Source organism: bacterium (assembly GCA_030690305.1).
Taxonomy (GTDB): Bacteria; Patescibacteriota; Minisyncoccia; order Phycocordibacterales; family JAGLPS01; genus JBBUCK01.
Window position 1 is genome coordinate 1 of the sequence record JAUYHB010000006.1, and the last position, 19,380, is coordinate 19,380.

The 19,380-nt window shown below is 48.9% G+C and carries 13 protein-coding genes; 7 read left to right on the forward strand and 6 right to left on the reverse strand.

Going from position 1 to position 19,380, the window contains the following annotated elements; all coding sequences use genetic code 11:
* The coding region (locus Q8O71_00040; GenBank protein ID MDP2704783.1) for a hypothetical protein at positions 1-908 on the forward strand (908 nt) is incomplete at its 5' end.
* A 14-nt stretch (positions 909-922) separates the two neighbouring features.
* On the opposite strand, the gene Q8O71_00045 is transcribed toward Q8O71_00040, so the two are convergent.
* Positions 923-2,131, reverse strand: coding sequence for an amylo-alpha-1,6-glucosidase (locus Q8O71_00045; GenBank protein ID MDP2704784.1), 1,209 nt, complete (start codon positions 2,129-2,131; stop codon positions 923-925).
* 180 nt (positions 2,132-2,311) lie between these two features.
* Between Q8O71_00045 and Q8O71_00050 the strand changes: the two genes are divergently transcribed.
* The 6 genes from Q8O71_00050 to Q8O71_00075 all read left to right on the forward strand — a co-directional run bounded on the left by Q8O71_00050 (position 2,312) and on the right by Q8O71_00075 (position 8,077).
* Complete coding sequence (locus tag Q8O71_00050) at positions 2,312-3,031, forward strand: fatty acid desaturase (protein ID MDP2704785.1); 720 nt, start codon at positions 2,312-2,314, stop codon at positions 3,029-3,031.
* Positions 3,032-3,394: 363 nt separating this feature from the next.
* The gene (locus tag Q8O71_00055; GenBank protein ID MDP2704786.1) at positions 3,395-3,964 is read left to right on the forward strand and encodes a hypothetical protein; all 570 of its coding nucleotides are present in this window, start codon (positions 3,395-3,397) and stop codon (positions 3,962-3,964) included.
* A 61-nt stretch (positions 3,965-4,025) separates the two neighbouring features.
* Positions 4,026-5,912, forward strand: coding sequence for a translational GTPase TypA (gene typA, locus Q8O71_00060; GenBank protein MDP2704787.1), 1,887 nt, complete (start codon positions 4,026-4,028; stop codon positions 5,910-5,912).
* A 7-nt stretch (positions 5,913-5,919) separates the two neighbouring features.
* A complete protein-coding gene (locus Q8O71_00065) occupies positions 5,920-6,786 on the forward strand; it encodes an ATP phosphoribosyltransferase regulatory subunit (protein MDP2704788.1) in 867 nt (288 codons plus the stop codon).
* Positions 6,779-7,354 carry a ribonuclease H-like domain-containing protein gene (locus Q8O71_00070; GenBank protein MDP2704789.1) on the forward strand — a complete coding sequence of 192 codons (576 nt, stop codon included), beginning with the start codon at positions 6,779-6,781 and terminating at the stop codon, positions 7,352-7,354. Before Q8O71_00065 ends, Q8O71_00070 begins: the two co-directional genes overlap by 8 nt.
* A gap of 24 nt (positions 7,355-7,378) precedes the next feature.
* Complete coding sequence (locus Q8O71_00075) at positions 7,379-8,077, forward strand: thioredoxin domain-containing protein (GenBank protein MDP2704790.1); 699 nt, start codon at positions 7,379-7,381, stop codon at positions 8,075-8,077.
* Here the strand turns inward: Q8O71_00075 and Q8O71_00080 are convergent.
* The 5 genes from Q8O71_00080 to Q8O71_00100 form a co-directional block, all read right to left on the reverse strand.
* On the reverse strand, positions 8,070-9,566 hold the full coding sequence (locus tag Q8O71_00080) for a DUF2779 domain-containing protein (protein MDP2704791.1): 1,497 nt from the start codon (positions 9,564-9,566) through the stop codon (positions 8,070-8,072). The genes Q8O71_00075 and Q8O71_00080 overlap by 8 nt on opposite strands.
* Positions 9,567-9,585: 19 nt before the next feature.
* Positions 9,586-10,632: a sigma-70 family RNA polymerase sigma factor gene (locus tag Q8O71_00085; GenBank protein MDP2704792.1), complete on the reverse strand. Its 1,047-nt coding sequence runs from the start codon at positions 10,630-10,632 to the stop codon at positions 9,586-9,588.
* A gap of 223 nt (positions 10,633-10,855) precedes the next feature.
* The gene (gene dnaG, locus Q8O71_00090) at positions 10,856-12,481 is read right to left on the reverse strand and encodes a DNA primase (protein ID MDP2704793.1); all 1,626 of its coding nucleotides are present in this window, start codon (positions 12,479-12,481) and stop codon (positions 10,856-10,858) included.
* Entirely contained in the window at positions 12,445-16,089 is a 3,645-nt protein-coding gene (gene rpoC, locus Q8O71_00095) for a DNA-directed RNA polymerase subunit beta' (protein MDP2704794.1), read from the reverse strand. The genes dnaG and rpoC overlap by 37 nt, the downstream gene beginning before the upstream one ends.
* A 7-nt stretch (positions 16,090-16,096) precedes the next feature.
* Positions 16,097-19,345 carry a DNA-directed RNA polymerase subunit beta gene (locus tag Q8O71_00100; protein ID MDP2704795.1) on the reverse strand — a complete coding sequence of 1,083 codons (3,249 nt, stop codon included), beginning with the start codon at positions 19,343-19,345 and terminating at the stop codon, positions 16,097-16,099.
* Positions 19,346-19,380 lie beyond the last annotated feature (35 nt).

Consider the following 19,380-nt stretch of genomic DNA (forward strand, 5'->3'; position numbering starts at 1 on the left):
TTCTCTTGAAGTCGGCCAACCAAGATGGCGGCTGTACCTGGTGTTCCAACGAAGACATCACCTTTACCAACAACATCGTGCGCAATGTGGAGCAGGGACTGACTATAAACGGCGCCGAAGGCCAACTTCCCTTGCCGAGGCAGTCCACCCGCATCAAGATCAAGAATAACCTTTTTGAGAACGTGAGCGCGCGACTTTTCCAAGTCTATAACGGCGCTACTCATATCCAGTTCGAGAACAATACCGGTTACTCCAAATACAGCATCCTCTTCGGTAATCCCGGCCCCAATGCGAATCTCGTATTCAGAAATAACATAGTCGAGCGCAGTACTTACGGCATCGGCACCGGCGCCGACGAAGGTAAAATTTATCTGGATAAATGGTTCAGTCCTTATGTCTTCGAAAACAACGTGGTGTTAAACGTCTCTCAAGGCACAAGCCAACAAGTAAGCGATGAGACTCTGTTGAAGAGATATCCGGCGGGCACCGAGGTCGTAACGGGCAGAAACCTGACCGGTATAGACAAAGGCATTGGCGCCGATATGGATGCGATTAATGAGGCGACCAGATGGGTGGCGACCGGCGCCGGCACCATTGCAAATTCCGCGCCGGTGCAAACAATTGTTACTCCACCAACTCCGGTCGTCTCAAATCCAATTCCGGCTCCTGTTACTGTCACACTTCCTGAACAGGCTGCCCCGCAAGCATCTTCTGGGTCATCTAATTCATCAGGACGAGGAGGAGGTGGAGGTGGTTCTAGCTCTTCTATATCAAATAGATCAAACGCACCAGCGGCAAACTCCGCAATCATTATGGCCATCCAAGTCCAACTGATCACTCTCATTCAGCAATTGATAGTGATGTTAAATCAGCAAATCCAGGCCATGCATGCAGGCAACAATTATTGAAGAAGAAATAGAAATCATAATTCTGAGAGGATAGAGGCGGCACTCCATGCCTGTTTCAGGCAAGCCTTCTGACCGGCAGAAGATAAATATTCGGAGAACTGGCCTTCTTTGAATACGAATAGTTCAATCGGTGTTTTGAAATGTCCCCATGATTGGGTCAAAGCTTTTCTCACCATCTCGGCCTCATTAAAGTAGCCGAAATTATTCAAACCTTCCGCAATAATGGCGCTATCGTGTGGCCAGATCGAGCCATTGTGGTAACTCATCGGATCGTAGTGGCTGGAGAGCTTTGAGAGTGTTCTCACCCCAGCATTAGGCTCGAAGAGGTCAGGAGAAAGCAGTAATCCGACAAGCTTCGGAATATAAACGCTATCAAGAATAGAATCTTTATTTAAAGATGCCCATAAAATGTGCCCGATACTCGAGCGCAGAGATTTCATAGGAAAGCCTTTTCCGTCGAGGGCGAAAGCGATAATGAACTCTCCCTCATTGATCACAAAGTACTTATTGAATCTCTCTTTCAATTTGTCTGCCTCATGATCGAGCCCCCACAGCCTCAGAGCACAATAAGCATAAGCTTGCACTTCCGCAGGAGCAATTGGATATGGAGTAAGAGTCCCATCTTCGTGGAAAATAGATTCGTATGAGTCCATCCAACTTTGGGTGACTAAACCACCGAACTTCCTGTCAGGGTGGAACTGGTAGCTTACGAATCCTCTCTCATCGGCCTCAAGGCATGAGCAGAGCCATTCGAGAGATAGTTCTACATATGGCTCGATCTCGCTTGCGAATTCTTTGTCAGCACTTATGTTAACATATTTTGATACGGCGATAAGAAACAAAGAAGTACTGTCCACACTGTCGTAATTTCTCATCGTATCATCCGAGTACAGATACCACGGTTTATCTGCACGGCCAGTTAAGTGCTCGTGATTATTTTCTCGGTATTCATGAATGATCTTGCCCAACTCTTCCCCTGATTCAATATTAGAAACTTGCCCTTGGAGCTTCGCGAGGTTGATTAAAATCTTCTTTACCAGAGATAAGAAATAAGTGTCCCCCGTCTTTTCATAGGTCTTAAGAAGCTTCAGTGAAGTGATGAGCGAATCTCTACCGAAGATACAGCCGTATATCTCCTCTTCCCCTGATGCTAGAATCCCCCTCTCGGTCTCGAGTTCTCTTATGGTATCAAGCCCTAATGTCCAAAGTTCTTCCTTCGTCATGTTAGCTATCATAGCAAAAAACTATAGGGCGGTATCAACTGTCACGAGCTTTAAGACGTTGTCAGATAAAAACTTGCGGGGCCGCTAGGGATTTTCTTATTTTGTTTGTACAATTGTAAGCGGACTTACTGATCTTCGTTTCAAAAAGGAAAAGAGGGATAAATGCTGTATTCGTTGATAATGTCTCTTTTGGCTGCCGCCGTTCTCATCCAGATCGCGGTGTTTAGCACCACGATCTTCCTCCATCGCACCGCGACACACCGGGCAATCGTCTTGCATCCGGCAGTGGCATGGGTGTTCAGGTTGATGCTCTGGGTGACGACCGGTATCTCCACGCGTCAGTGGGTGGCGGTGCACCGCAAGCACCACGCCTTCACCGACATTGAGGGCGACCCGCACAGCCCACTCATCGAAGGATTCTGGTCGGTGCAGTTGGGAAACGTCTTCCACTATGTTCGCGAAGCTCGCAATCCGGAGGTTATCGAGCGCTACGCGCGCCACATCAGGGAAGATACGTGGGATCGGACACTCTTCCGCTACGGTTGGATGGGTCCGGTCACCGGGACCGTCGGACTGTGCCTTGTCATGGGCCTGGGCTGGGGACTGTTGGCAGCGAGTGTTCACGCCTTCACCTACGTCTTCATGCTCTCCTCGTCCATCAACGGCCTGTGCCACCACAAGGGGTACAGGAACTTCGATAACACTGCGACGAACATTCGTCTGTTGGCGCTCATCACCGGTGGTGAAGGGTTGCACAACAACCACCACGAGTATCCGCGCAGTCCGAAGTTTAGCCTGAGATTGAGCGAGTTCGATCCGGCATGGATTGTCATTCGCATCTTGACGATCCTGCACCTCGCGAGACCGTACAAGACCATGGAAGATGTTGCATACGCGTGACGACTTCCCTCTTTTCTGTTTTCGGCCCCTCCCCCACATGCGCGCATGTGAGGGAGGGGCCTTTCGTTATGCACACCTCATCAACAGGATATCCCCGAAGTTATTCGAAAAATCAATTTGACATTTCCAAATGTTCAGAAGAAAATTATATCAGGTCAGCTTTAACCCCGCCTGAGCAAGACGGGGCAAGAGAGGAGCTTCCCTAACCAACATTAAAGGGATCTCAACCAATTGAGAGTTATGAGCCTCAAACAGAGATAACCCAAAAATAAGTTATGAGTGGAATTCTCCTCCGCACGGAGCAGACCGCGAAACAAAAATCCCCGATTCGGGGATTTTTGTTTTCTGTAGTAAAATTGGGTTATGAAAAAATTCTTTATCACTGTCGTTGTTCTAATCATCGGAGCTGCTGCTCTCTACTACGCTCTTTGGTTCTACGTCGTGCGTATCAATTTTCCAACAGACGATAACCGAACTTCGATAACGAACGAGGATGGTGACTTGCGCCCTGACCCATCAAATGCCACCTTCATTTTCGATGATGGCGTAATTACTCTTTCGCAAGGACGCAATGAAAGAGTAATTACGCCCGGCAGTGACTTTACAGAAGAAACGGCCCTCCTTGATAAATTAGCTTACGGAGACATAAACAATGATAAAAAAGAGGACGTTGCCGTTCTCCTGACACGTTACGGCGGCGGTTCCGGCACATTCATTTACCTGGCAGTCTTCGTCTCCGGACCAGTCACTTATCGGGGCTCGAATGCAATTTTCCTCGGAGACCGGATCTCTCCTCAATCTATTTCAATCAGTAATAGAGTAATCACTCTTGAATATTTAGACCGCAAATCCGACGAGCCTTTTGCTGCCGAGCCGACTGTTCTTGTTTCTAAACAATTTGTCTATTTGAACGGTGAACTCCGAGAGAGGTAATCTTGTGTTGGGTTAATTTTTATGCTTTAATTGGTTATCACCGCCGGGAGGCGGTTTCATTATGGAAATTCGTAATATCGCCATTATCGCTCACGTTGACCACGGCAAGACTACTCTGACCGATGCCCTTTTGCGTCAGAACGGCATGTTTGCCGAAGGTGAGAGCATGGACTCCAACGCTCTCGAGAAAGAGCGCGGCATTACCATTTACTCCAAGAATACTTCCCTCTTCTACCCTTCGAAGTCTTCAGGGCAAGTCCCCACGAAAATTAACATTGTAGATACCCCGGGTCACTCCGACTTCGGCTCCGAAGTAGAGCGCGTACTCAGATCTATCGACACTGTGCTTCTCATTGTTGATGCCCAGGAAGGCCCGATGCCTCAGACAAGATTTGTGCTCAAGAAATCACTCGAGCTCGGTCTGAAGCCTATCGTAGTTATCAATAAAATAGACAAGCCTGCCGCCCGACCCGAATGGGTTCATGAAGCCGTACTCGAACTCTTTCTCGAACTTGGCGCCAACAACGAGCAGATCGACTTCCCTACTGTTTACGCTATCGGACGTGAGGGCGTGGCCATGCGCAACTTGAATGATGAAAGGAAAGATCTCTCGCCCCTGCTCGACACGATTCTGGAACATGTCCCTCCCGCAAACAGTCCCGCGGAAAAAGGTTTTGCGGGAAAAGGTCTGACCTTGGGAAGCGAGACCTTGAGGGCCCAGCCATTTAACTTAGCTTACGACAACTTTCTCGGACGTCTCGCGATCGCCCGCATTTATGAAGGAGTGCTTAAAAGCGGCTCAGAAGTCTGGGTCAAAAAGTCTTTCGACTCCGCTCAAGATAAACCGGGAGAAGTTTACAAAGGTAAGATCACCAAGCTCTTCACTTTCGAAGGTATTAAGAGAAAGGAGTCCGAGGAAGCGGTCGCGGGTGACATAGTCATGCTAGCCGGTCTCCCTGAAATATTTATCGGTGACACTATTGCAGGGAGCGAAGGTGCTGAGGCATTACCTGCCATCAACATCGATGAGCCGACTATTTCTCTAAACTTCCTCGTCAACAATTCACCTTTCGCCGGACGTGAGGGTAAATTCGTCACCGGTCGCCAAATCCGCGAACGTCTCGAACGGGAACTCGAAGTCAACGTGGGCCTCAAAGTGGACTTCGGCACTAGCGACTACTATACCGTCTATGGTCGTGGCGAACTTCACATTGCCATCCTCTGCGAAAACATGCGGCGTGAAGGATTCGAACTCCAAGTTTCTCAGCCGAAAGTTATTATCAAAGAAAATAATGGCGAGAAAACTGAACCTTTCGAGGAAGTGCTCGTGGACGTGCCGGAAGAAATGAGCGGCACTGTCATCTCGGCTCTTACCTCGCGTAAAGCTCAACTAATGGATATGAAAACCGACCCCTCGACCGTGCTCGGGGTAAAGAAACAGACCCGCTTGATCTTCGAAGCGCCGACTCGTGGACTCTTGGGCTACCGCGGTGAGTTCGTAGTCGCAACCAAGGGATTAGGCATCCTCTCTTCCCGCTTCACCGCCTTCAAGAAATATGCAGGCGAAATAGATCATCACGATGTGGGCGCCATGATCTCCATGGAAGCCGGTAAGTGCCTGGCCTTCTCTCTCGACAATCTCCAACAGCGCGGGGTGTTATATGTCGAGCCGGGAGATGAGGTTTACGCCGGACAAGTGATCGGTAACTCTTCCAAGGGTGAAGATATGTATGTGAATCCCACTAAAGGCAAACAGCTTACCAACATGCGGGCTTCCGGCTCGGACGAAGGCATTTTCCTAGTACCTGCTTTCAAGCTCGACATCGAACGGGCTATGGAAATTATGAACGATGATGAATACATTGAGATTACACCTACCGCTGTCCGTCTGCGAAAAATTTTCCTCACCCAGCAAGCACGTTCAAAAGCTCAGAAAAAAGCTGTATAATGGCCCTATGTCAAAACTTGGAACCGACCCGTACAAGGGCGTGCAGGACTTCTATCCAGAAGATATGGCCGTTCAGAACTATATCTTTAACACATGGCGTAAAACTGTAGAAAGTAAAGGATACCTTGAATACAGTGCCTCTATTCTCGAGCCGGCTGAACTTTATAAAAGCAAAACCAGCGAGGAAATAGTAAACGAGCAGACTTTCACTTTCGTCGACCGAGGAGGCCGAGAAGTGGTCTTGCGCCCGGAGATGACTCCGACACTAGCTCGTATGGTCGCGGCACGTCGTAAGTCTCTTAAATTTCCCCTCCGTTGGTATTCCATACCGAATGTTTTCCGTTATGAACGCCCTCAGCGCGGGCGCAGGCGCGAACACTGGCAACTGAATTGTGACCTTATGGGAATTGCGGGAGTGGAGGCAGAGGTAGAAATCATTCTCTTGGCACACACGATAATGAAAGCATTCGGAGCGAAGGATGAGGACTTCGACATACGAATAAATAGCAGAAAGGCATTGCCGGAGGGCGCCAGTATGGAAACAGTGAGAAAAATCGATAAGGGAGAAGAAACAAACATAGAAATAAAAGAAACAGATGAAATACGTGTTCTCCTTGAAAAATTAGAAGAAGCCGGCATCAAGAATGCAAAGTTCGACCCTAAGATCGTGCGCGGATTTGATTACTACACCGGGATGGTATTCGAGGTCTTTGACACACACCAGGATAACAACCGCTCCCTTTTCGGAGGCGGGCGATATGATAACCTGCTTGAGGTATTCGGTGTCGATCCTGTTCCGACTGTCGGCTTTGGCATGGGAGACATTACTCTTCGAGACTTCTTGGAAACGCACGGCCTGCCTACACATGCGTAAAATAGTTTTCGATATAGAAACTAAGAACTTTTTCCAAGATGTCGGCAAGAACGATCCGGCGCTCTTGGATATTGCCTTGGTTGCCATTTATGACTCCGAGACTGATTCATATTCATCATACTTGGAAGACGAGTTGGTCAAACTCTGGCCGATCATCGAGCGCACCGACATGCTTATCGGCTTTACTTCAGACCACTTTGATATTCCACTCTTAAATAAATACTACCCCGGAGACCTGACGAAAATAAAAAGCCTTGATATTTTAAGAGAAATAAAAAATGTTTACGGCCGCCGAATGCGCCTTGACCAGCTGGCGGAAGGTACGTTGGGGAAAAATAAGTCGGGCCACGGCTCGAAAGTGATGGACTGGTGGAAAGCTGGCGAAATAGAGAAGATCAGGAGTTACTGCATCGATGACGTCAGATTGACCAAAGAGCTCTACGACTATGCCCGGACCCACAATAAGCTTATTTTCAAAGAAGGCAAGGCTCTCAATGAGATCAGACTGGACACCTCAGACTGGGAGACGCCAAATAACAATAAACTCACTTTCTCTCTGCCATTTTGAATGCTACAATAATTACCTAATCGTATGGAACAAAGTCCGTTAAACAAACATCTCATCCCGCTTGCGATCATTGTAGCCGGCGGGCTCGTGGCCGGCGCCATCTACTTCGGCGGAGGCTCACCGAGCAATCTGGCCCTTAACAACAGAAACCCATTGGACAGAAACGATGAGGTCGAAATTACTCCGGTAAAAGACACGGACCACATTCTCGGCTCAAGGAATGCCGCTCTGGTGATAGTCGAGTATTCGGATACCGAGTGCCCTTTCTGCAAAACTTTCCACAATACTATGAAAGAGGTGGTGAACTCTTACAGCGGACAAGTTGCCTGGGTTTACAGACATTTCCCTATCGCCCAACTGCATACCAAAGCAATTAAAGAAGCGGAAGCGACCGAATGCGCGGCAGAGCTCGGCGGCAACCAAGCTTTCTGGAGCTACCTCGACAAAATCTTCGAGACCACCAACTCCAATGATTCGCTTGATCTGGCTCAGTTGCCGAGACTCGCCACGGCAATCGGACTCAATGAAACCGACTTCAACGAATGCCTTTCAAGCGGCCGACACAACGCCGCCGTACTCCAAAGCGTGGAAGAAGCGGTTAAGGCTGGCGCCCGAGGCACACCTTACTCTGTCATCATTGCTAAGAATGGAGAGAAGGTGGTAATCAACGGCGCCGAACCACTTGTAAACATCAAAACGAAAATCGACGCGTTACTCAAATAAATTCTAGAAGGCGTTTATAAACGGCATACATGGCGTAGGTGTCGAGGGTGCAGTACTTGCGAAGATTGCCCATGATTTCATTTTTGGTTTCTGAATTTCTGCTTTTCAAAACAGTTTCCATCCAAACTCTTTGAGCCATGCCGCCGTGCGAGACTTCGAGTTCTTTATAACTTAATTCCGGAGCAAGGACGGGCAGAACGGCTTTAAGAGATGCCGAGCCGAAGAAATCTTTGTCGACAAACCAGCCCTTTGAGAAAGGAACCATCAGGTCAGCCATCCTGTCGTTTATGTCGTTGAGAAATGGAGCGAACTCCGGATGCATTAGGGCCATTTCTTCATTCCTCTTCATTTCAAATCTCTTGCTCCAGGAGATTACGGAACCGCGGCTCCCAAAGTCCTCTCGCATCTGTTTCAAAAGCGGCAAGACGGGGTTGGAATTCTCGGTATGCAAATATTCTTTGTGAGTAAGGCTTCCTCCGGGCTCGTTCTGGATATGAAGAGAGTACTGGAACGGCACTTGCTGATACGGCCGTGTACCATCAAAGACCGGTATCACTCCGGTCATTGATTCGTAATCGAAGAAATATAGCGGAAATTCGAAACTAGACAGGAATTCCCTGACCTCTTCCTTATCTATCTCTTGTTCTCCGGATCTCGTCGCCATGACTTGTCTCTCCTGACTTTCCGACAACTCAAAATCAAGGGGAATGTCGCTTATAAGTTCGATACCCATATCCTCGAGCATGCCAATCTTCTGCGGTGTAATTCTCGAGAGTTTGTAAATGCTATACCTGGGCAGATCTCCTTTGACCATGTTCAATATCTCAAGCCACTCTTCGAGGCTTCCCTGTTTCAAGTATCTCGGTGAGATATCGGGCATCTCTTTCTTCGAGAGAACGGCAAAAGCTTTTTCTATATTATCGAGCGTTTCAGGTATAGAAGCCCGTACATCACCGGTCACTTCGGTTTTCTTGGCAATTTTGGCCGGATCAATGTCTCCGTCTTTGACATATTCGTTGTTGACGTGCAGGACATACATGTTGCGGATAGAAAGTCCGGCCTTCTCAAGCACAATGGTCTGGAAGGCAAGGTCGGGAATGTGTTCGGGCTTTACGGACGTGGAAGACTTTATTTCATAAAGATCGAAAGTGTTTTCACCTACTTTCTCGAGCACGTCGAAAATAGAGGTAATATCACTTACTTCTAACCTCCCTTGCATGACCACTTTTGTCCCTTTTTCTATCTCGGCCTTAGTCAACTCCGGCAAGGCATAATATTTGTTGCCGCTGAACTCGCCCCCGTTTTTGTAGCCCAACTTCACTGCGTTCGGGAAAAGCTTTTCGGCATATTCTTCGAACAGTGTACCCTCGTCGAAGCGGGCTTGCAGGTCTTCGTCCGGTATAGGGATCTTGGACTTGTCGAATTTCTTAAGCCACAGCCACGCCGGATGCTTCAGAAACATCATGAATTCTGATTTGGAGATGACCATTCGTCCTAATGTATTGATTTTAATACCCTCTCAACCTATTAATCTTCTCATGTTGCCTAATCTTCTCGTGAGCCTTGGCTTCGATTTGGCGGATGCGTTCGCGGGTGACGCCGAAGACTTTACCCACTTCTTCAAGCGTATGAGTGTAACCATCCAAGAGGCCGTGGCGCATTTCCAAAATCTTTCGCTCCTTGGGAGGCAGATCACCTAAAATCTCTTTCACTTGGTCGGAGACAATGCGCCTTGAGGATTCCTGATCCGGAGAAAGAATTTTATCATCAGCGAGGAAGTCGCCCAGCTTGCTTTTATCATCAGACTCATCGCCGACTGGAGTCTCAAGAGAGACGGTAGACTGGTCGATTTTCTCGATTTGATAAATTTTATCGACATCGAGATTCATTTCGAGTGCGATCTCTTCTTGCAAGGGTTCGCGGCCAAGGTCCTGAGTCAGGCGACGGACCACTTGCTTGTACTTGGCAATAGTCTCGACCATGTGTACCGGCACACGAATCGTCCTAGACTGGTCAGCCAGAGCGCGGGTGATAGCCTGCCTGATCCACCAAGTGGCATAAGTAGAGAATTTAAAGCCTTTGGTCCAGTCGAATTTCTCCACCGCTTTATGTAGTCCAAGATTCCCTTCCTGAATCAGGTCAAGCAGAGTAAGGTCGGGGCTTCTATTGGCGTATTTCTTGGCGATAGAAACCACCAAGCGGAGATTGGCCTTCATAAGCAGATTTTTGGCGTCCATATCTCCGGCCTCAATCCTCTTGGCAAGCTCTTTTTCCATAGCGCCGGCAATGAGAGGATACTGACCGATTTCCCGCAGATACATTTGGATAGAATCGTAAGATGAATCCCCTCTTGAGTAGGCGTAGTGCTTACCGGTTTCTTCTTCCGGCATCTCTAAAAGGCCGCCTCCCTCGAGGATATCGACACCGAGAGTGTGAAGCTTCTCATAAAGCTCATCAAGGAAGACGATATTGGTCTCAATGGTCGGAAATTCTTTCAGAATCTCATCGTAAGTGACGAAGCCACGTCCTTTACCTCGAGAGATGAGACGCTCCATCTTGAGCACTTCGTCTACTTTCTTTTTAGTGATTCTTACCTTAGATCTAGCTTTTGAGACTTTCCTTGTTTTTCGTCCCGACGCTTTCCGTCGGGATCCTCGATTTGCTTTAGCAAATCGGGACTTTTTGGCAGTTTTTTTGGCTGGGCTATTCTTTTTCCGCCTTTTCGGCGGATCGCCGATGAGGCGATTTTGTTTTACTTTTTTCACGGTGTCTTATATTCTACAATATTTTTTTATTCTCTTCGACGACTCTCATACGATTATGCACTTCTTGAATCTCGCGAGTCAGGCTCTCAACAAGCTTGTCCTCCTTGGACGCTTCCGCGCGTGAGAGTTCTGCCCGCAACCGACCAAGGTCCTCACGCAAGGAAACAGTGGCCAAATTATGCGTGAGCTCGGATTCCTCTCTCCTTAGTAAAACGAATTCGGGGCGGGACTCTGGCAACTCTTTCTGCCAGAGCTTGATTTCTGCCAGGCGTTCCTCAATCTGTTCCCGCTGGGAGATAGACTCAACTTCACTCGAATCAAGGTCTGGCCTTTTTGAATCCCCAAGGTCTGACCTCTGGGAAACATCCGCTCTCGGTACTTTTTTCAGATCTTCCCAAAGCACCTCTTCTTTTATCCCCGTGCGCTTGGCTATCATGGAGATAAAGTGGGACTGCTCGATCGCGCTTCCTATAAGCTTCACCATCGGTAAGATCCTTTTTTCTATCTCTTTGCCAAGCTTTCGCGGATCCTTTTCCCTTTCTTCAGCTCTGTTGAAGAAAAACTCAACCGCTGGCAGTGAATGTCTCAGAATATCTTTCCATTTTTCTGGATCTTTTTTCGCCACTTCCGCCGGATCAAGGCCGGCCGGTAGGCCGGCCACTTTCACTTCGAACCCCATGGCGATCCCGAGCTCACTTGCCTTCTCTGAAGCCTTTTCTCCGGCAGGATCCCCGTCAAAAGCCAGAATGATCCGAGAGGACAGATGCCTTAAACGCTCCAGGTGGGCGCGGGTGAAGGCAGTGCCGGAAGAAGCCACACTGTTTCTAACCCCAGCCTGATGAGAGAGCACCAGATCCATCTGTCCCTCGACGAGCACGGCATAATTTTTCCTGCGGATATCTTCTTTAGCCTTATCGAGACCGTAGAGAACCTCACTTTTGGTAAATAGGATGGTATCGGGACTATTAAGATACTTGGGTTCTGTTTCCTTTGCTAAAGCTCGGCCGGAGAAAGCGATGATATGGCCGTTGGCATCCGCCAGAGGAAAGACTACCCTGTCGCGGAAAACATCGTAAGGCTCTTTACCCCGAGCGGGGTCGAGTGGTGACTTAATCAGGCCAGCTTTCAGAATAAGTGCGCGGTCGTAACCAACACTTCCTAAATACTGATAGAGCAAGCGCCACTCGGCCGGCGCATAACCGATGCGCCAATTTTTAGCAGTCTCGGCTGTTATCCCGCGGGAAGCGATGTATTTGCGGGCCGCCTTGCTCCCTTCCAACTCTTTTTCAAAGAACGTCGTTGCTGCTTCGAGCACATTGAGAATTTTATCTTTCTCCGTCTTCGATTCGCTTCTCCCGTATTCTATTTCCACTCCGGCTTTTTCCGCCAGAAGCTTCAGAGCGCCGCGGAAGTCGAGCCCTTCTACTTCTTCTATGAAGCTGAAGATGTCACCCTTAGCGCCACAGCCGAAGCAGTAGAAGCTTTGGCGCGCCGGTGAGACGAAGAAAGATGCCGTCTTTTCATTGTGGAAGGGACAACGCGCCTTATAACTCTGTCCCGCTTTCTCAAGTTTGATATAGCCGGAAACTACTTCGGTTATATCTAACCGTTCTTTGATTGTGTCGACATCGCCTCGCATATTAATTTTTCTTTGTAGCCATTTTTGAAACCGGTACCGGCTGGGATAAGGCGCCCGATGATGACATTCTCTTTCAGTCCGACCAGGTTGTCTTCGGCGCCGCGGATGGCAGCTTGGATCAGCACGCGAGGCGTGTGCTGGAATGAAGCGGCGGAGAGGAAGCTCGCGCGGGAGAGCGAGACTTCCGTAATACCCATCACTATGGCATCCGAAGTCGCCTCCTTCAAACCTTTTTCCTTCAACTGATTATTGGTCTCTATAAATTCGGAAACTTCAATCACATCCCCGCGAGTGAAACGGCTATCGCCCGCATCCTTGATCTTGCGGCGGCTAAACATTTGGCGAACAATCAGTTCGATGTGCTTATGAGATACTGCCGCGCCCTGAAGCTCATAGAGCTTCGAGACTTCGTGGATGATATATTTCTCGGTTTTTTCTCTCCCCGCATAGCGGAAGAGTTCGTCGAGATCTGCCGATCCTTCGGTCAGGACATCACCCTTTTTGACACTCTGGCCAATGCGCACTAAGCTCGTTCGGGAAACCGGCACGGTGTATTCATTATCGAGCTTCTTGCCATCTTTGGACTCGCCCAATTCCGGCGTGACGGTGATTAATTTATCGTGACCGACGACTTTGATCTCCGTAACTATGCCATCGAGATGGCTGATGACTGCCGGACTTTTTGGCTTGCGCTTTTCAAATATTTCTTCCACGCGCGGCAAACCGGCAGTGATGTCGCCGCTTGCCGAAGCTGTGCCACCGGCATGGAAGGTACGCATAGTCAGCTGCGTACCGGGTTCGCCGATAGCTTGTGCGGCCACGGTACCCACCGCTTCTCCGAGCTCAATCGTCTTGTTGTTGCCAAGGTCGACTCCATAACACTTCACGCAGAGGCCGTGTACAGACTGACAAGCCAGAGGCGAACGGACATGCGCGGATTCAACCGAAGCTTTGTCTATAGTTTCGGCATCCATTTTGGTAATAAGATGCCCGCGTTTGAAGAAGACCTTGCCCTCATTATCGAGAAGATCCGAGGCCAGGAATCTGCCTTTAATATTCTTCGATATCGGTATTTCTATGCCGGAAGCGGTTTTTTTGTGAATGGTGGTACCTCCCTTGGTATTGCAATCCTCCTCGGTCACAATCTCATCTTGCGCTACGTCGAAAAGGCGACGGGTCAGGTAGCCAGCCTTGGCAGTGTTGAGAGCTGTGTCGGTCAAACCTTTGCGGCTGCCGTGAGTAGTGATGAAGTATTCAAGCGGAGTCAGACCTTCTTTGTAACAAGAGAGAATCGGAAACTCGAGAGACTCGCCTGAAATAGAGGCGATAATACCCTTCATGCCGGCCATTTGGTTGAGATTACCAAGAGAACCGCGAGCTTCCGAATAAGTCATGTCGTAGACTGAATCTCTGATACCTAAAGTTCCAGGAATAAGCTTCTCGACTTCAGCCTTAACCCCCTGCCAGATTTCAACAGATTTGGCGATACGTTCCTGTTCGGAGAGAAGACCTTCCCGGTATTGGACAAGCACTTCGTTGACTGCCACGCGACCTTTATCTATCACCGCCTTCTTACCTCTAGGAATTTTGACATCCTCAAGCCCCCACGTCACTCCGGAGTGAGTGGCATAGCGGAAACCGAAAGTTTTGATCCTATCCATGATCGGCGGAATATTCTCAATACCGTAGCGTTCGATCAGATCGTCGACAAGTTCCGACATTTTCTTACGGCTCATTTCATGATTCAAGAAAGGATAATCTCTCGGCAAAATGCCGTTGAAGAGAAGTCTGCCAACCGTCGTTTCAAACATCTTGCCGCCAAAGACTTTGTACCTTTCCGTATCGGTCGGCATGACGGAGATCTTGGCGCGAAGGCTGACTACGCCGAATTCATAGGCGGTAATGGCGCTATTAGGATTGGCGTAATACCGGCCTTCACCTTTCTCGCCTGGCAAAATACGGGTCATCCAGTAAGTGCCGAGCACGATGTCTAACAATTTGGCCGAGACTACCGGCTCGCCGTTACCCGGTTTTAAGATATTTCTATCAGCCGCCATAATCAGACGGGCTTCAGCCTGAGCCTCTTCGGAGAGCGGCACGTGAACGGCCATCTGGTCGCCGTCGAAGTCAGCGTTGAAGGCGGTGCAGACCAGAGGATGAAGCTGAATGGCGTTGCCTTCGATTAGTACCGGCTGGAAAGCTTGGATACCGAGACGGTGGAGAGTGGGAGCGCGGTTAAGCAGTACATATTTGCCGCGGATAACTTCTTCGAGGATGGCCCAGACTTCCGGAATAGCATCTTCAATGAGACGGCGGGCTCCGGGAATGTTATAAGATAGTTCACGCTTCAGAAGTTCCGAGATAATGAACGGTTTAAAGAGTTCAAGAGCCATGTGTTTCGGCAGACCGCACTGATGGAGCTTCAATTCCGGACCGACTACGATAACCGAGCGGCCAGAGTAGTCAACGCGCTTGCCCAAAAGGTTCTGCCTGAAGAGACCGCGCTTGCCCTTAAGATTGTCCGACAACGATTTGAGCGGTCGGCGCTGGGACTGATTGCCGGAGACGCTTGAGTGCCTGATGGTATTGTCTATGAGAGCATCGACGGCTTCTTGAAGAATTCTTTTTTCGTTGCGCAAAATGACATCCGGAGCATCTATTTCTTTAAGTTTTTTGAGACGATTGTTGCGGTTGATGACTCGGCGATAAAGATCGTTGACGTCTGAAGTGGCATAGCGCCCGCCGTCAAGAGGCACCATCGGGCGAATGGCCGGAGGGATGACCGGCACCCGGGTCAGAAACATCCATTCCGGCCGAGAACCTGCATTGATCATCCATTGGATAGTCGAGAGACGCTTATTGAGACGGGAGATTTCCGTTGCTGGAACGTTTCCAACTTCCGCTTCAAGTTCTTTAAGCAATTTATTAAGATCAATGCCCTTTAAGATATTGTAGATCGCTTCAGCGCCGATACCCGCTTCAAAGATAGTTGGGTATTTGATGCTTGAGCGGTGATACTCGATCTCATTGAGCACGCGTCCGGGCACAAGCGACTCGATATCGCGCTTCGTCGCGAGGGCGAGCTCTTTGAGAGCCGTTTTACTCTTCTCGTCCTGGAGAGTTTTAACCTTGGCCTTAAATTCAGATTCCAAGTCCTTGAGTACCCGGGTTTTCTCCGTTTCAGAAACGCTTGTGACGATATAGCCGGCGAAGTAAACAACCTTCTCAAGATCCGACACTGGAACACCCATGACAAGCGAGATGCGCGAAGGCACGTTTTTCAAAAACCAGATGTGGGCGACGGGGCTCGCAAGCTCGATATGACCCATGCGCTCTCGGCGGACGATGGAGCGCGTGATTTCAACACCACACTTCTCACAGACAATGCCCTTATACCGGATGCCTCGGTACTTGCCGCAATAACATTCGAAGTCCTTGTCCGGTCCGAAAATCTTTTCGTCGAAAAGGCCGTTGCGCTCGCTTCTTTGAGTGCGGTAATTGATAGTTTCCGGCTTGGTAACCTCGCCATAAGACCACTCCTTGATGCGTTCAGGTGAAGCGAGTTTAATTGAGATGGCATCGAACTGGTCAAGTGCCCCTGATTTCATTTTGTAATCATTCATTGTTGTTTTGAGAATTATCCATCTTCTTCCCACCCTCTTTTGATGACTTCAAATCCACGTCAAGCGAGAGACCGCGCAAGTTGTTGAGAAGAACGTTGAAGGAGGCTGGCAGGTGCGGATCGGGAATCTTCTCACCTTTGACGATAGCGTCGAAAGCGGCCGAGCGACCGAGAATATCATCAGATTTTATCGTCAGCATTTCTCGCAAAGTGTAACCGGCGCCATGGCCAAGAAGCGCCCAAACTTCCATTTCTCCGAAACGCTGGCCTCCGCTTTGTGCTTTTCCTCCCAGAGGCTGCTGGGTAATAAGGGAGTACGGACCGATTGCGCGCATGTGGATTTTGTCTTCAACCATGTGATGAAGTTTCATAATGTACATAAAGCCCACGGCGATATCCTGACCGAATGTTTCTCCCGTGCGTCCGTCAAAAAGAGGCATTTTGCCGTTTTCTTTAAAGCCTGCGGTTTTCAATTCTTCCTTAATTTCTTCCGATGTGGCGCCTGCAAACGGAGGAACGATGGCTTGATAGTTGAGCGTATGCGCCGCAAGACCCAAATGCATTTCAAGGATCTGTCCAAGGTTCATACGGGAAGGCACACCAAGAGGAGTGAGAATAACGTCAATCGGAGTACCGTCGGCCATGTATGGCATATCTTCTTCGGGAAGAATTTTTGAAATAACGCCTTTATTTCCGTGTCGGCCGGCAAGCTTGTCACCGACTGACACGTTTCTCAACTGTGCGACTTCAATGTGAATTCTTTTTATGATTCCCGATTCAAGCTTGTCTCCTTTTTCGCGGGAGAACACTTGCACTTTGATAATGCGGCCGCGCTTCCCTCCTTCCACTCTCATTGAGGTATCTTTAACATCGCGCGCCTTTTCACCAAACAGGGACCGTAGGAGTCTTTCTTCGGGAGTAAGCTGGGTTTCGCCTTTTGGCGTAATCTTTCCCACCAATATGTCACCGGGATGGACTTCCGCTCCAACGCGGATAATGCCGTCCTCGGCAAGGTTTTTAAGTTTTGATTCACCGACGTTGGGGATATCGCATGTCGTTACTTCGGGACCGAGTTTCGTATCGCGAACGTTAACGACAAATTCTTCTATATGAATGCTTGAAAATTTACTGTTGCGGACAAGTCGTTCGGAAATAATAATGGCATCTTCGTAGTTTGCCCCTGACCAGGACATGAAAGCGACAAGTACATTCTGGCCGAGTGCCAATTGTCCGCGGTCGGACGTCGATGTGTCCGCCAAAATATCACCCTTTTTCACCTTATCTCCCAAATTAACGTTTGGTCGCTGGTGGAATGCGGTAAAACCGTTTGTTCGGGCGAAGTTGATGAGTGTGTATTCGGTTTCTTTTCCTTTGCTGTTTTTTACGGAAATTTTTCTTCCGCCTACATGAGTTACGGTTCCGTCTTCCTTGGCGATAATCACGCGGCCAGTATCAAGAACAGCTTTTCCTTCAACTCCAGTGGCAACAAGCGGAGCCTCCGGAACGATACAAGGCGTTGCTTGCTTCTGCATGTTTGAACCCATGAGAGAACGGTTTGCGTCGTCGTGTTCAAGAAAAGGAATACAGGATGTCGCCACGGAAAACGCTTGGTTTGTCGCGACGTCAATAAATGCCACCTTATCTTTTGAGGCAAGGTCAGGCTGACCGTTGAGGCGCACTTCAATTTGGTCTTCAGTAAGATTACCGTTCTCGTCGTGTTTTGCCGCGGCATGGGCAATCGGATATTGTTCTTCCTCCAAAGCGTTAAGATAAACGATTTCTCCGGTAATTTTCCCGTCTTTAACTCTCACATACGGAGTTTCAATCATTCCGAATTCGTTCAAGCGTGCGTACATTGAGAGACGCAAAATAAGACCGATGTTCGGACCTTCAGGGGTATGAATCGGACACAAGCGGCCATAGTGGGACGGATGAACGTCGCGCACCTCAAAGCCGGCGCGGGCACGGGACAGTCCTCCGGGGCCCAGGGCCGAAAGCGTGCGAAGATGTTCGATTTCGGTAAGCGCGTTTTCCTGTTGCATGAATTGCGACAGCTGGTTCGTAGTGAAAAATTCTTTGATGCGCGCCTGCAAAGGTTTGGGACTGATGAATTGTATCGGCAACGTTACATCGGTTTCAATCGTCGACATTCTGTTTTGAATGTTTCGCTTTATCTGCGACATACCGACGCGGATTTTTTGCTGTAACAATTCTCCGACGTATCGGACACGGCGGGAACCGAGGTGGTCAATATCGTCTTCCGTCGCCTCGGGAGTGTTGTTGAGGGTAATGATTTGCCTGAGAATAGTCGTGATATCGTCGAGAGAAACCGTACGTCTGTTGAGTTGCTTTTCTTCAAGGCCTTTATTAAAACGCTGGTTGAAACGGAAGCGTCCGACGCGGGAAAGGTCGTAGCGCTCGTCGTTGAATATCGAATCAATGAATTCCTTGGCATTTTCGGCAGTGGCCAGGTCTCCGTCACGCAAACGCTTGTGCATTTCAATATAGGCGTCGTTTGCCGTCTTTGCGTGGTCTTTGGCGAGAGTTTTTTCAAGCACTTCTCTTTGCTCGTCGTTTTCGGCAAGAGCAAGAATATCTTTATCCGTAGCGGCACCCAATATACGCAAGAACGAGGTGGCCGGAAATTTTCTTTTTCTGTCGATGCGGATGTGCAAGACGCCGTCGGCATCGGATTCGATTTCAATCCACGCTCCACGGGAAGGGATGACTTTTGCACCAAATAATTTTCGTCCGCGAAGTTCTGCAGCGGTGAAAAAGACACCGAAAGAACGCGCGAGCTGGGGAACAATAACGCGTTCAATACCTGTGATGACAAACGTCCCGTGAGAAGTCATCAACGGAAAATCCGCCATAAAAATTTCCTGCTCGCGGGTAGAACCGAGGATTTTGTTCGTGAGTTTTACTCTCGCCTTGAGGGGGGCTTCATAGGAGAGTTTCTGGTCTTTTGCATAATATTCGTCATATTTCGGAGCTCCGAGCTCAAATCCGGTAAAATCAAGCTGGAATTTCTTTTCGGAATAGTCCCGGATGGACGAAAACTCTTTAAAAACCTCTTTGAGGCCTTCTTTGACAAGCCAGTCAAACGACTGAACTTGCGACTCCACCAAATTGGGTGCTTCCGCAAGCGGAGCACTGAAACGGCTGAAGTATTTTTTCTTTTTTCCGGCGCCGGTAACGGCACTGGAAGAAGAAAGAAGCGGTACACGCGTGTTTTCTTGCATAGACATTAATAAGTGACCTTACCAATTATTAAAAT

Coding starts and splice junctions, on each gene's coding strand:
- Q8O71_00045 (MDP2704784.1), bottom strand. CDS start 2,131: ATGACGAAGGAAGAACTTTGGACATTAGGGCTTGATACCATAAGAGAA.
- Q8O71_00050 (MDP2704785.1), top strand. CDS start 2,312: ATGTCTCTTTTGGCTGCCGCCGTTCTCATCCAGATCGCGGTGTTTAGC.
- Q8O71_00055 (MDP2704786.1), top strand. CDS start 3,395: ATGAAAAAATTCTTTATCACTGTCGTTGTTCTAATCATCGGAGCTGCT.
- typA (MDP2704787.1), top strand. CDS start 4,026: ATGGAAATTCGTAATATCGCCATTATCGCTCACGTTGACCACGGCAAG.
- Q8O71_00065 (MDP2704788.1), top strand. CDS start 5,920: ATGTCAAAACTTGGAACCGACCCGTACAAGGGCGTGCAGGACTTCTAT.
- Q8O71_00070 (MDP2704789.1), top strand. CDS start 6,779: ATGCGTAAAATAGTTTTCGATATAGAAACTAAGAACTTTTTCCAAGAT.
- Q8O71_00075 (MDP2704790.1), top strand. CDS start 7,379: ATGGAACAAAGTCCGTTAAACAAACATCTCATCCCGCTTGCGATCATT.
- Q8O71_00080 (MDP2704791.1), bottom strand. CDS start 9,566: ATGGTCATCTCCAAATCAGAATTCATGATGTTTCTGAAGCATCCGGCG.
- Q8O71_00085 (MDP2704792.1), bottom strand. CDS start 10,632: ATGGAGCGTCTCATCTCTCGAGGTAAAGGACGTGGCTTCGTCACTTAC.
- dnaG (MDP2704793.1), bottom strand. CDS start 12,481: ATGCGAGGCGATGTCGACACAATCAAAGAACGGTTAGATATAACCGAA.
- rpoC (MDP2704794.1), bottom strand. CDS start 16,089: ATGAAATCAGGGGCACTTGACCAGTTCGATGCCATCTCAATTAAACTC.
- Q8O71_00100 (MDP2704795.1), bottom strand. CDS start 19,345: ATGCAAGAAAACACGCGTGTACCGCTTCTTTCTTCTTCCAGTGCCGTT.